The sequence below is a fragment of the Salinivibrio sp. ML323 genome, from assembly GCF_001995745.1.
GTDB lineage: Bacteria > Pseudomonadota > Gammaproteobacteria > Enterobacterales > Vibrionaceae > Salinivibrio > Salinivibrio kushneri.
In genome coordinates, this window is the sequence record NZ_MUES01000029.1 from 19,292 (window position 1) to 31,562 (window position 12,271).

At 47.5% G+C, this 12,271-nt stretch carries 11 protein-coding genes and 6 tRNA genes; 5 read left to right on the plus strand and 12 right to left on the minus strand.

Going from position 1 to position 12,271, the window contains the following annotated elements; genetic code table 11:
• Nucleotides 1-91: 91 nt before the first annotated feature.
• Nucleotides 92-1,378: a HAMP domain-containing histidine kinase gene (locus tag BZG13_RS12970; protein WP_077486926.1), complete on the minus strand. Its 1,287-nt coding sequence runs from the start codon at nt 1,376-1,378 to the stop codon at nt 92-94.
• A gap of 292 nt (nt 1,379-1,670) precedes the next feature.
• Here BZG13_RS12970 and BZG13_RS12975 point away from each other — a divergent pair, with 292 nt between their 5' ends.
• Together BZG13_RS12975 and BZG13_RS12980 are read left to right on the plus strand one after the other, a co-directional pair.
• Nucleotides 1,671-2,363 carry an outer membrane protein gene (locus BZG13_RS12975; protein WP_077486927.1) on the plus strand — a complete coding sequence of 231 codons (693 nt, stop codon included), beginning with the start codon at nt 1,671-1,673 and terminating at the stop codon, nt 2,361-2,363.
• 149 nt (nt 2,364-2,512) lie between these two features.
• Entirely contained in the window at nt 2,513-3,472 is a 960-nt protein-coding gene (locus tag BZG13_RS12980) for a hypothetical protein (protein WP_077486928.1), read from the plus strand.
• Here the strand turns inward: BZG13_RS12980 and BZG13_RS12985 are convergent.
• Nucleotides 3,445-4,149 carry a response regulator gene (locus BZG13_RS12985; protein ID WP_077486929.1) on the minus strand — a complete coding sequence of 235 codons (705 nt, stop codon included), beginning with the start codon at nt 4,147-4,149 and terminating at the stop codon, nt 3,445-3,447. The two genes, BZG13_RS12980 and BZG13_RS12985, sit on opposite strands and share 28 nt — an antisense overlap.
• Nucleotides 4,150-4,327: 178 nt before the next feature.
• Between BZG13_RS12985 and BZG13_RS12990 the strand changes: the two genes are divergently transcribed.
• Complete coding sequence (locus tag BZG13_RS12990) at nt 4,328-5,104, plus strand: MipA/OmpV family protein (RefSeq protein ID WP_077486930.1); 777 nt, start codon at nt 4,328-4,330, stop codon at nt 5,102-5,104.
• A 117-nt stretch (nt 5,105-5,221) separates the two neighbouring features.
• On the opposite strand, the gene BZG13_RS12995 is transcribed toward BZG13_RS12990, so the two are convergent.
• The 4 genes from BZG13_RS12995 to BZG13_RS13010 all read right to left on the minus strand — a co-directional run bounded on the left by BZG13_RS12995 (nt 5,222) and on the right by BZG13_RS13010 (nt 8,812).
• The gene (locus BZG13_RS12995; protein WP_198935527.1) at nt 5,222-6,034 is read right to left on the minus strand and encodes a 4Fe-4S cluster-binding domain-containing protein; all 813 of its coding nucleotides are present in this window, start codon (nt 6,032-6,034) and stop codon (nt 5,222-5,224) included.
• Nucleotides 6,021-7,580 carry a YjjI family glycine radical enzyme gene (locus tag BZG13_RS13000; RefSeq protein WP_077486931.1) on the minus strand — a complete coding sequence of 520 codons (1,560 nt, stop codon included), beginning with the start codon at nt 7,578-7,580 and terminating at the stop codon, nt 6,021-6,023. The genes BZG13_RS12995 and BZG13_RS13000 overlap by 14 nt, the downstream gene beginning before the upstream one ends.
• A 97-nt stretch (nt 7,581-7,677) precedes the next feature.
• On the minus strand, nt 7,678-8,562 hold the full coding sequence (locus BZG13_RS13005) for a sterol desaturase family protein (protein WP_241824814.1): 885 nt from the start codon (nt 8,560-8,562) through the stop codon (nt 7,678-7,680).
• Between the two features lie 159 nt (nt 8,563-8,721).
• A tRNA-Ser gene (locus BZG13_RS13010) sits at nt 8,722-8,812 on the minus strand.
• A 182-nt stretch (nt 8,813-8,994) separates the two neighbouring features.
• Here BZG13_RS13010 and BZG13_RS13015 point away from each other — a divergent pair.
• Nucleotides 8,995-9,354, plus strand: coding sequence for a HopJ type III effector protein (locus BZG13_RS13015; RefSeq protein ID WP_069362239.1), 360 nt, complete (start codon nt 8,995-8,997; stop codon nt 9,352-9,354).
• 72 nt (nt 9,355-9,426) lie between these two features.
• Here the strand turns inward: BZG13_RS13015 and BZG13_RS13020 are convergent, their stop codons facing one another.
• Complete coding sequence (locus tag BZG13_RS13020) at nt 9,427-10,413, minus strand: arginine deiminase-related protein (protein ID WP_077486933.1); 987 nt, start codon at nt 10,411-10,413, stop codon at nt 9,427-9,429.
• 328 nt (nt 10,414-10,741) lie between these two features.
• On the opposite strand from BZG13_RS13020, the gene BZG13_RS13025 reads away from it, so the two are divergent.
• On the plus strand, nt 10,742-11,713 hold the full coding sequence (locus tag BZG13_RS13025; protein ID WP_069362237.1) for a sensor domain-containing diguanylate cyclase: 972 nt from the start codon (nt 10,742-10,744) through the stop codon (nt 11,711-11,713).
• 23 nt (nt 11,714-11,736) lie between these two features.
• On the opposite strand, the gene BZG13_RS13030 is transcribed toward BZG13_RS13025, so the two are convergent.
• From BZG13_RS13030 to BZG13_RS13050, 5 genes are all read right to left on the minus strand, one after another.
• Nucleotides 11,737-11,812: transfer RNA gene (locus BZG13_RS13030), tRNA-Gly, on the minus strand.
• A gap of 37 nt (nt 11,813-11,849) precedes the next feature.
• Nucleotides 11,850-11,926 (minus strand) — tRNA-Met (locus tag BZG13_RS13035).
• Between the two features lie 37 nt (nt 11,927-11,963).
• A tRNA-Gly gene (locus BZG13_RS13040) sits at nt 11,964-12,039 on the minus strand.
• A 37-nt stretch (nt 12,040-12,076) separates the two neighbouring features.
• Nucleotides 12,077-12,153 (minus strand) — tRNA-Met (locus tag BZG13_RS13045).
• A gap of 36 nt (nt 12,154-12,189) precedes the next feature.
• Nucleotides 12,190-12,265, minus strand: a tRNA-Gly gene (locus BZG13_RS13050).
• Between the last annotated feature and the right edge of the window lie 6 nt (nt 12,266-12,271).

A 12,271-nucleotide genomic window follows, 5' to 3' on the forward strand; every position in this document is an offset into this window, starting at 1 on the left:
ATGTTGTCGATGTGAGCGGTATTATACGCGAAATACCCGTTGGCGACGAATATCGCCCGCTCAACTTTATACTGGCAGTGCCACATCTATGTTAACAGGGAAAAATCACCCGAAAGCACGCCCCACCTAAATCACTATGGTCAACCTCAACATGGCCGCCGTGACGAGTGACAATTTGTTTAACGATCGCAAGCCCTAAACCATACCCGGAACGCTTTTTATCGCGGGAACGATCCGCACTGTAAAAGGCATCAAAAATAAATGGCCAGTGTAACGATTCGACCCCCTCACCATCATCGTGTACCGCGATCACCAGCTGAGTGTCCTCACAATAGACACGCACGGCTATTTGACTGGTCGCATACTTCTCCGCATTACCGATTAAGTTGGTGATCACTCGCTTGAGCAGGTGAGGGTCGGCCTCAACACTGGGCAAATCTTGTGGTGCATCCAAACTTACGGACTTAGTGCTCAGCGCTTGCCAACGCGGCCATTGTGCATTCATCCACACAGACGTATCGAGCGTTTGCAGCGAAAATAGCGTGTTAGGATGATCAACACGGGCCAGATACAGAAGCTCATCGACCAGTGACGTCATTTCATCAGTGTCTTCAATAATACTCGCCACTTTTTTTTGCTGCTTGCTATCTAACTGGCTTTCTCCCAACAATTCAGCTTGCCATTGAATTCGAAATAACGGCGATCGCAATTCATGCGCCACCGCATTGGTTAATGCTCGGCTACTCGTAACTAAATGACCAATGCGATCGGCCATATGATTAAAGGTGCGATTCAGTGATCCAACACGCTGGTGGCTCCGCGTGGACGCACGTGCGGTAAGATTACCGTCTGCAAACTGATGTGCTGTTTTCTCGAGCGCACGGACACGACGACTTAAAAACCACACCATAAAGAAGCTATAGATKGCAAACCCGCCGAATAAAAACACAACTAGCAAGTCTTCATTAAACGCAACGGATTGATGTAGCTCAGAGTCTGGCGCATTTTGCATACTGTAAAACGTTTGATGATCCGATAGCTTGAGCCATAGCGTGTCTTCATCATCGTAAAAGACACCAGCTTCACGGCTTTGCTGGTTAAAATAGGTTGCAACAGTTGCCGGGACAGTGTGCGTGTTGTACACATCCAGCTCTAATTCGACCTTGTCAACGTAGCCTTGGAGTACCTGTAAGGCAGCCTCTGTACCAGACGTCGCTTCAATGGCATCGAGCATATCTACAATGCCATCCGCTCTTCTTTGTTCGAGTATGGCGTCATAATCACCGAGCACGCCCTCTTCAAAGACAAAAAAAGAGGTCATGGTGATAAAAAAAACAACCACTAACCCCACATAGAATTCAATATATATTCTGCGCATGCCCGTACCTTAAAACGCGAATGATGAGTATGAATAGACAGCCCTTGCTGCTTGTCCAGRTAGTGCTCATGCAGATAATGCTTATGCAGAACCAGACGATATCATGATACTAAATCATCTGCGCATCGACTTCTGTCGGTGGTTTGTCACGATCCTGAACCTTATTTTTCAGCGCATTACCTTGATGGCGACAACCATTGACCACTTGTCGACATAGACAGACAAAAAAGTGACATTCATCGCCCTTTATATTGAGTACCCTGCAGCCCTATAACAATCAGGGGTGTAAATCATGAAAACACATTCAATGCTCGTTATTTTAGCATTAACGTCATCAGCCTCTTCGATGAGTGTCAATGCAAAAGAAAATACAGAAAATCGTTACTTTATTGGTTTTAAACACGGCAACACTATTTTTACAGACGCCAAATCACCGAAAATAAGGCATTGGGACATAGCAGAAGGATGGAGCAGTCATCCTGACTCGCCGTCAGGTGCAGACTTTGATGAAGTGTCAACAACATCGATCAACATCGGGAAAAACGTTTATCAGCATGGCAGCCATAGTATCGACATGTATGGTTTTTATGATTTGGGAGGCTCTACGTTTACGTCCTTGAAAGACCGTTCAGAAACCAAACGTCATATAGATACCTTCGGTCTAGGCGGAAAATATAAGTATTCGATCAGTGCTACTCTTTATAGCTTTGCTGGATTGGAAGTCGGTCATTATAAAGACACGCTCAAGCATAAGGCGATAACCGAATGCAGTAATAGCAGCTATTGCTACGAAACCGAAAAAAGTCAAACCTCCAAATCTGGACTAATGACTGCCGCATTTATTGGTGCAGGTGTTAACTTAAACGAAGATGTAGACGTTGAGTTAGGGTTAAGACATCAACGCCTCAATAAAAACAAATACGATGAAGAGTTTAATTTCAAAAAGTCAAACCAAATCTATCTCGGCCTTAACTATCACTTTTAATCTTCCACTAGGCAGTCATACCATGGCTGTCTAGTGCTACTATTCATACGGTCATGTTAAACAGAACATTAGCCCTCATTGCCACACTTGTTATAGCTTTATATTGTTATTTTATATCAACAACTTACACCCCTAGCAGCCAACGAAACATGGCGCTTGTTGATCGCGTTATGCTCAATGAATTAGACGCATTATTTTCTTTTCCACCTCAGGACATATGGAACAATCAGTATGTGTTACAGGATCACCCTATAGTATTGGTGAGTAAAAAAAAGTGGAATATATACAGCACAATATTTATCGTCAATAAACCGGACAACTACGATAGCGTTTGGCTAAAAAAAGTCGATACCTCGCCATACCAGAACATTAGCAACCTCTACAGCACACGCTGGTATGATCTAAGCACGCTGTTATGGCGATTTATTGCGAACTTCACAAACACAATGATTGAGGGTAAAGACGCATTAGTGTTCTATTATTCTGAAGGGGCTTTCCTCATTAATGACAATAAAGGTGCAGGGTTCTCACAATTTATGTCTCATGAAGCATTCCACCTGTATCACCAAAAAAGATGGCATTATGATCAAAATGGTAATGAATTTATCGCACAATACCCACATAATCATGAACACTATCAGCTACTCGCGCGCGAAATGACGCTACTTGACCAAGCGTTAGACAATTTATCAGACAAAAACGTATTAAAAAGCACGCTGCGAGACTGGGTTACGATTAGAGAAAAACGCTATCAGCAATGGCCCCAACTCGTCGCGGAGACGAACAGTGAAACAATGGAAGGAACAGCAACATACGTAGAGCTCAAACCCTTTCTTCTACACTATGATGAAATGTTTGTTCCTGCCGCAAATGACACTGTTCTCTCATTTAATGACTATTTTAATTGGATCATTAGCAGTAACAATCACCATTTACTCGAACGAAGAATGTCTTATGAAAAGGGATTGGCGCTATGCCTCATACTTGACCAACTCTCAGAGACGTGGAAACAAACCCTTGGTGAAAATGCGCCTACGCTCTACGCGTTGATTAAAACAAGGGTCGTCAAGTCAGAGCAAGCTTACCAAGTGTCAGGAACAAATAAGTAACCTTTCCCCCGTACCGTGATAATACGGTGCGGGCTCGCCGCGTCATCCATCAGTTTTTTTCGCAGTGTAACAATCTTATTGTCTACCGTTCTGTCGATACCGTCATATTCAATGCCCCGTAGCGCTTTGGTCAGTGTATCTCGAGACTGAACCGCATCGGGGTGTGACGCGAGCTGCCACAGTAAGTCAAACTCACTTTCCGTTAACGTAATGCTTTGTTCATCCAACTGGCACTGTCGGCGCGCTTGATTAAGCACAAGCCCACCATATTGCAACAGCCTTGACGGTGTTGATGGCAGGGTAACTTCTGATTGACGACGCAATAACATCCGTACTCGCGCCATCAGTACTCTTGGTTTAATGGGTTTACTAACAAAGTCATCGGCGCCAATTTCCAGTGCCGCGACATGATCAAAGTCGTCATCACTGGCGGTTAACATCATAATAAGTCCGTGAAAATCATTGCGTATCTGTCGACAAATTGTCAATCCATCATCGCCAGGCAGCATCAAATCCAGCAAGACTAAATGAGGCTGATCCGCTAAAATGCGTTCTGCCGCCCCCGTACCCTGCTCTAATGCCGTTACTGTGTAATTTTGTGCCTCGAAGTAGTCTGTCAGCATTTCGCGCATTTTCGGATCATCTTCAACCACAAACAAATGTATTTTTTCTTCCATTTTCACTCATAACAACGTGATTATCTTAACTATGGTTACCTCAATTGTAGTCTAATTTCTACCGATTATTTCGTTTACAAACACCAGACAATTCCATACCAACTTAAGATACTTTTATTGCATCGCTGCGTTTAGAGTACTGCCAATCCGAGCGTTAGAYACTTTTAAGGTAAAACACATGAAAAAACTAGCTATTATTATCGCAGCGATCGCGTCAAATGCAGCCTATGCGGGCGACACATATATCCGCAACGGCAATATCTACTCACATGAAGGACAAGCGGTCGCTGAAGTGGGTATCAGCACGACAAGTGATCTTTACAAAAGCCAAGATGACACTACCTATCTGAACCTAAACCTTGGCTATCGCGGTGAAGACTTCAACGCTGATCTAACAAATGGCCTTAACTACCGTTTTTTCGGCAATAATGATGACAGTGTGAACATCAACGCTTTTATCGGTCATGCATCAAAGGGTTACGAGAGCAAAGACGCTGATAGCCTGGCAGGCATGAAAGATCGTAAGGCAGGGATCAATGGCGGTTTTAATGTGGATATCAATACCGGTATGGGTGGTGTTCTTTCTACATTTGTAGGACACGACATCACGGGCGAATACGACGGTCTAAACGCTGGCATGAAGTACATGCATATCACACACTTTGGTAAAATCGACTTCGTTCCATTCGCGGGTGTGAACTGGCTAAGTGATGATTATGTTGATCATTATTTTGGTGTAAAAGACAGTGAAGCGACCATGCAACGTTCGGCTTATAAAGGCGATAACAGCTTTACTTACAACTTAGGATACAAGCTTGTGATGCCAATGAGCGAAAACTGGGATATCAGCCAAAGTACGCAATACACCCGTTTGGACAGTGACATTGCTGATTCGCCAATTGTAGATAGCGCTAATCAGTGGGATGCACAAGTGACCATGAGCTATCATTTTTAAGATCCCGAGCTCAGATCAGAACTATCTCAATAAGGCCTCCGCTTCATCCGGAGGCCTTGTCACGTCATGGAGTTCGCTTAATGAACACGACGACACACGTTTAGCTATCTCGCTGATTCAGACTTCTCGCTGGTCCCCCATTGCAGGCAGTAATTCAGGTGGTGGCATGGTCACGGTTTGCAGTCCTGCCGTTTGCAAGGCGACTTTTATGATATCAAGATGCGCTTGTGTTGCCTCTAGCCAGTTGCTGGCATTGCCCTTCACGCCTGCTCGATGAAAACCATTTAAACGCACGGAAAACACATTTCCCTGCGTCAATTGCATTTGCTGCAAATTATATAAATAGGCGCAGAGTGACGACAGGTTAGCTTGCCAGTCGGTATACCCGGGGACCAGTAACAGCCGCACTTCCTGCAATTTTCCCTGCTGCGCCAGCCAAATTAGGCTATCACGCACACGGCGGGGTGAATGTCCGGTCAAGGCTCTATGCGCGTCATTACCCCATGCTTTCATATCCACCATGGCACCGTCCATGTAGGATGACAACGCCTGCCAACGCTGACATGACACACTGCCGTTAGTATCGATCAAGCATGTAAGGTGGGCTAATTCAGGGTGCTGTTTGACCGCGCGAAAAAGCGCGCGGACAAAGCGCCATTGCAGACTGGCCTCACCACCACTGACGGTAATTCCACGAATAAAGTGCCGTTGTTGATAAATCGCCGTCACTGCCTCGGCCAAAGACATATCGAATGAGCTTGCGCTGTCACGTTCAATGGTTTCAGGGTTGTGGCACCCTGGGCAACGAAATTGGCAACCTTGCAGAAAAAACACCATCCGATTACCGGGACCATCGACACAGGAATAGGGCAACACACTCGCCACCCGAGCCACTGACCCCGATGTTTTCTCCTGCTTAGGATGGCTCATGAGTGTCCGTCCAACGCGCGCCGGCGAGAAACTCCGCACTCACAACTCGCGGCTGCCGTGCTGTCACTGTCGTCATATCAGAAGCTTCTGCGCCCAATACCGTGGTGTTGGTCCGAGATCCCGATTGTTTGAACTGGGTAATCTCGGACTTTTTCACCATATAGCCGGTGATACGCACGAGATCATTTCCATCTGTATTCGCGGTGAATTCACGCAGCCCGGATTGCAGCGCCCCTAAACATAAATCGGTTAATGCATCGGGATTGCTTTTTATGGTTTCATCCAATGTTAGGATCTCGCTCACACCCGCTTCAAAGTAAGGATGTAACGGCGCAAGCGCCTGTAAATGGGTGACAGGATCCGGTTCACAACCGTAACGAATCCTCACCCCCGGAGTGGTCCCTTGGTCAATGGATAACCCACCTTGCGCATGCAGCAACGCTCGTCCACGCCAGCCATACTTCACTGGCGTCTCTGCTACAAACGTACTCAATGCTTTGGTGATATCGTGTGCCATCTCATTCGCCGCTGCATCGTGACCATATTCGCCACATAGACCTTGGCGTGCCATCAGGGTATTGACCGCTTCAGCCATCGCGTACACGCCAAACATGGGTACAAATTTTTTCTCATCAATTAAGCCTTCCTGCACCAGAAAGCTATTAAAAAAGTGTGATTCTTGATGCAGGAAGTGACTGCGTGCATCGATCAGCTCCACCATCAATGCACCGTAATGTGGCAAGGTGTGCGAGAGCAATGTCGAGAGATCATTGGCTTCTTCTGCGACTTTCTTTAAGTTAAGGCGTACCAAGGTGTTCGCACCGCCTCCAATCGGTAGCGCGTTGTAGCAGCTCACAATCCCCATATTGGGCCAGTGAGCCTCTGCATCACCAAATGTGGCTTGGTGTACCGGCCAGTTAGCAATATGTGGCTTGCTACAGGCAATGATGTTATCTGTCGCCTGACGAACTAGGGTGCGCGGGGTACAAGACGGATCCACCATCAAGGTCAGGTTGGGGGCAACTTGCTGCAGTTCTGCATCGATGCGCAAAATCATGCGGCAAACACGATTATCATCTGGGCCAATATTGGCATGCATAAATGCGTCTGGCAGTGTTCTATCGAGCTGGATCCAGAATCGCTTCAGCGCTTGATACAAATGTTCATCACTCACATCCTCGCAATATGGCAGCAGGAGTTGATCGAGATAACCCAAAAACACCGGGATATTGGTCACCGAAGGCACATGATGGTAAAGCACCATGAGCTTCATCAGCGCATCCTCTAGATCGGTTGCCGGCGTTAACGCCAAATACTCCGACCCACGTTTTAAAAAGCGGGCATAATCGGGCAACACATAACGCGGTTTAAAGGAAGCGTGACCCTCAAACATATCGCCAATCACACCCTGCTCCATCGCAGCCACGAGCGCTCGGCTGCAAGGTACGTAGGGCAAAGCCGCATCGGCTTGCGCAGCGAGCGCTAACGTTTTCTGCGATGGGGTTAAGTGCGGATGGGTAACAATGGCATGCATAGCGTCTGTCATGCGGGGCTCCTGACAAGCTGAGTTCTAAGAATAACCCCATAAGAATAAAGGGTTATTTTCTTAGAATATGTTAGCTTGCCCACACGATAGAAAACCGCTATCTCTCACGTGATGCTTCCACGTCTGTCGTGTGACCTTGTGTTTGTTCTGGCGGTGCAAACAAGCACTGCCATCGTTGCCGAAAATTCAAATCAGGCTGCGTGACATCGCGCCACATTTGTTGCCATTCTGCAAAGGTCACCACCAGAGGGTTGAAACTGTTTACTGGCTTGGGGATACCATAGCGAACCGGTTCAGATTCCGGCTCGAAGGTGCCAAATAATTTGTCCCAAATGATCAAAATGCCCGCGTAGTTTTTGTCGATGTACTGGGGGTTCACGCCATGATGAACACGATGATGAGACGGGGTATTAAAAACCCATTCCACAGGCCCGAGTGTCTTTATCCATTGAGTATGGACAAAAAACTGTAACCCTAAATTCAACAGCACAACAAACACCACCCATTGGGGCGGAAATCCAATCACCACCAGCGGCAGCCAAAACAGCCACATCCCTGCCAGCGGATACATTAAGCTTTGGCGAAACGCGGTGCTAAAGTTCATCCGCTCTGAGCTATGATGCACCACATGCGCCGCCCACATCCAGCGAACACGATGGCTGGCGCGGTGGAACCAGTAGTAACAAAAATCTTGTGCGACCATCAGCAACAAAAACAGGCTCACCGACATCTCAATGTCGAACAGCCGCCAGCCAAACCACCATAAATAGACCTTGGCAACCAGCAAACCGGTCAGTAGATCGGCAGCTTGATGCAGCCCCGCCAAGGTAAAGTTACAGAGCACTTCCGGCACGTAATAACGCGCATTATCGCCCAATTTCCCCCGGCGCAGCGCCATCCAATACTCCCCCAGCATGCATAAGAAAAACACGGGAGCCAGTCCAAGCAGTAGCCATTCTGGATGGGAGATCAGTTCAGTCACGGAGCCTTTATCGCACAGTACAATTTCTTAACATATTAGGTCTTTCAACCCAACCTGTAAGGAAAAGCATCATCAAGCTGTTAGTTTGCGCACAAAAGGAGAGTAAGCGGATATATAGATACAAAAAAGCCGCTGATTTCTCAGCGGCTTTTCGGTATGTGGCGGAGGGACAGGGATTCGAACCCTGGAAGGGCTATTAACCCTTGCCGGTTTTCAAGACCGGTGCTTTCAACCGCTCAGCCATCCCTCCGAACTGGGTGGTATACTAATGTTGCCCCGAGTCAATGTAAAGCACTGCAACAAAAAATTTGGTTTAAGTGATGGATATTTATCCATTAGTCGCTTCTCTTGGCTTCACATTGGTTAAACAAGTTGGTACAACGTGCACATACTCTCGACGAGAGCTCGCATGTTATTAACTCAGGAACCAACATGACCTTAGACAGCTTTCTCGCTAAAGTCACGCAAACCCCAGATATGGTAATGTTTGACGAGACAATAGCGGTGATAGATGCCCATTACGACTATGCCCCCACTCGATTCACTAACGGTGATCTGGCTAATAAAGCAGGCCAGAACACAGGGTCTTGCAAAGTCCTCGCATTCTGCCAGCTCCATGAGCTTACGGAAGCACAGACACTCTCCTGCTTTGGGGGGTATTATCGCGAGGACGTGCTGAGCAACCCTTCGGGGACGGATCACAAAAACATTCGCAACTTTATGGTCACTGGATGGAACGGCGTCTCATTTGACAAAATGCCACTTAAGGCCAAAACACGCGCGCACTCGTAGCATGAAAGCAACGTGAAACGGCGACCCTAAGTCGCCGTTTTGCCTATTAAACCGACGTTTTAACCGACGCCTTTAACCCGATATCGCGGCTTGATGACGAGGTAAAAATACTTCTCCCATCATACAACGCACGCTTCCCCCACCCACAGTTTCAATTGTGTTGACATCGACAGGCACCAATTTACCAAATTGGCGCAGCGTGCGTTTTTGCTCTTCAGTAAACGCACTGTAGGCCGACAATGACATGACGATGAGTGATTCACCGTGGCGATTGCGCAATTGTAAAATATTGCCACAAAGCTGGTTCATTTGTGATTCACTAATGGATACCAAGGTTTTATCTTGACTCAATGTGTTACACACARGATCTCGCTGCCCCGGTTCTATCACCTCATCGCACACAACGGCAAACTCTTCACCCACCGCCATCATCACATTGGTATGATAAACCGGATTGCCATCGCTCATTTCCGTGTTAAAGCTCACGACTTGTCGCATGCCTACCTTTGCTGCCCACTCAGTGAGCAAAATGCTGTCACAACGGTGTGAAAGCGCCGCATAAACACGCTGGTTGAGGTGGTCGATAACCAYCGCGCCCGTACTTTCAAGAAACGCATCGTCCTTGTCATGACACTTCACTTTGTGTACGTGATTGACGGCATAGCCTGCACGGTCTAATGCAGTCATTAAGCGCTCGGGTTTCACCTCTAGCTGGCGGTTTGGGCACGCCATAGGGTAAAGATAAAGCTCGCCACTGGGGAGGGTACTAAACCAGTTATTGGGAAACACGGCATCAGGCGTTGCAGGGTCAGAGTCTGGGTACTCCATCACCACCACATCGATACCATGGCGGCGGAGGATCATCACCATGTTGTTGAATTCTGCCATCGCGCGCGCTTTTACTTCTTCATCCGGTAGTGACGGCGCATGCTGAAAACCATTATCCTCACTCGTTTGCGCATTAAATTTAAAATGAAGCGGGGGCACCATCACCACAGCAGACGCCGCATGTGGATGAGTCAGCGGATATTGGGTATCACAGCTCGCTAAAAACGCCATAAGCAAACCTTCTAAAAACAACAAGTATTAAGAGTATAGAGTCGCTGTCACGCACGCGATCAATCCGGGTGCGTCACCGCCTCTTCCAACAGTGTGAATACTGAACAAGCGGAGGAAAATATCATTGAAACAAGTTTTTTACAAACTGAGTTTCTCAGCCTCTCGCACACCTACAGACACTTACAGCCAGTTCTCCTATATCTCACTGAATTAATGATCTTTTTAAAAGCTTCTCGGGGTGGCAGCGATATTCACCGCTCCGAACAATTATGGCCCCTACCCTGTGTGTGGTTGGCTACAATAGAAATAGCGGCAAGGAGGAAAAGGCATGGAAACGGCGCGCCCCACTCACAATGAGCAGCAAAGACTTCACGCATTGCACGATCTAGGCATATTAGACACTGGACACGAAGACAGATTTGAGCGGATTGTCAGAGTCGCTGCATATGTCTCGGATTGCCCCGTTGTCGCCATTAGCTTGGTCGATGAACAGAGACAATGGTTTAAAGCCAAACGTGGTTTAGCCGTCAACCAAACAAGCCGCAGCGAATCGATTTGTGGTCATGCTATTCAGCAATTAGAGCCATTAATTGTTGAGGATACGCTCAACGACAGTCGCTTTGCTGACAACCCTTTGGTAACAGGCCCTCCTTATATCCGTTTTTATGCAGGTTTTCCCTTTAGCCTGGATAGCGAACACCTGCTTGGAACGCTCTGTGTGATCGATCATCATCCTCGCGAGCTTACGGATGCCTGTCAGCGCGCGCTGTCAGACCTCGCGCGTATCGTCGAACATGAATTGGTCATGACGCAACAAAATGTCATTGATCCGCTAACAGACGTCTTTAATCGACGTGGCTTTTACCGAGAAGTAAACAGTTATCTAACAGACGACGTAGTCATTGAAGATCAACATACGTTATTACACTTTGACGTTCGCCAGTTACAAGACGTCAACCAGCGCTATGGCAAGCATGCCGGCGACAAAGTCCTGAAAGAGTTTGCTGGCTGTCTAACAGATGTGTTCGGTGATTTGGGCTGGGTTGGTCGCCTAGAAGGCTGTGAATTTGCGATATTATTGATTCAACAGGATGTCGATGCGGTCGAAGCACAATTGGATCGCTTCTATCTCCGGCTTTGTCGCCGATTATCCTTAGAACGCTATCCGTTCAACTACTCAGTCGGCCTTGCGCACTTTTCGCAGATTGACGAAACCGTCACGCTAGAAACAATGCTTCTAGACGCGACAAGTGATACAAGGCGCTACGCTGTGCCTGAAGAAACACGTCATATAGGGTGAAGTCGATGGAGAGTTATGAAGATTGGAGCGACATACGAGGTTCGAACTCGTGACCTCGACCTTGGCAAGGTCGCGCTCTACCAGCTGAGCTAATGTCGCCTTATGCAATTAAGCGTTGCATGRCGCTGTGTAAAATTGGTTGCGGGAGACGGATTTGAACCGCCGACCTTCGGGTTATGAGCCCGACGAGCTACCAAACTGCTCCATCCCGCGTCCGTAACATCAATTGTTGCTTGATGTGGGCAAAACTTGGAGCGACATACGAGGTTCGAACTCGTGACCTCGACCTTGGCAAGGTCGCGCTCTACCAGCTGAGCTAATGTCGCCTATGCAATTAAGCGTTGCATCACGCTTTGTAAAAATTGGTTGCGGGAGGCGGATTTGAACCGCCGACCTTCGGGTTATGAGCCCGACGAGCTACCAAACTGCTCCATCCCGCGTCCGTAACATCAATACTGCTTGATGTGGGCAAAACTTGGAGCGACATACGAGGTTCGAACTCGTGACCTCGACCTTGGCAAGGTCGCGCTCTACCAGCTGAGCTAATGTCGCCTATGC

Excerpts from the sequence above, each read along its gene's own strand:
- BZG13_RS12975 (WP_077486927.1), top strand. The coding sequence starts at position 1,671 with ATGAAAACACATTCAATGCTCGTTATTTTAGCATTAACGTCATCAGCC.
- BZG13_RS12980 (WP_077486928.1), top strand. The coding sequence starts at position 2,513 with ATGGCGCTTGTTGATCGCGTTATGCTCAATGAATTAGACGCATTATTT.
- BZG13_RS12985 (WP_077486929.1), bottom strand. The coding sequence starts at position 4,149 with ATGGAAGAAAAAATACATTTGTTTGTGGTTGAAGATGATCCGAAAATG.
- BZG13_RS12990 (WP_077486930.1), top strand. The coding sequence starts at position 4,328 with ATGAAAAAACTAGCTATTATTATCGCAGCGATCGCGTCAAATGCAGCC.
- BZG13_RS12995 (WP_198935527.1), bottom strand. The coding sequence starts at position 6,034 with ATGAGCCATCCTAAGCAGGAGAAAACATCGGGGTCAGTGGCTCGGGTG.
- BZG13_RS13000 (WP_077486931.1), bottom strand. The coding sequence starts at position 7,580 with ATGACAGACGCTATGCATGCCATTGTTACCCATCCGCACTTAACCCCA.
- BZG13_RS13015 (WP_069362239.1), top strand. The coding sequence starts at position 8,995 with ATGACCTTAGACAGCTTTCTCGCTAAAGTCACGCAAACCCCAGATATG.
- BZG13_RS13025 (WP_069362237.1), top strand. The coding sequence starts at position 10,742 with ATGGAAACGGCGCGCCCCACTCACAATGAGCAGCAAAGACTTCACGCA.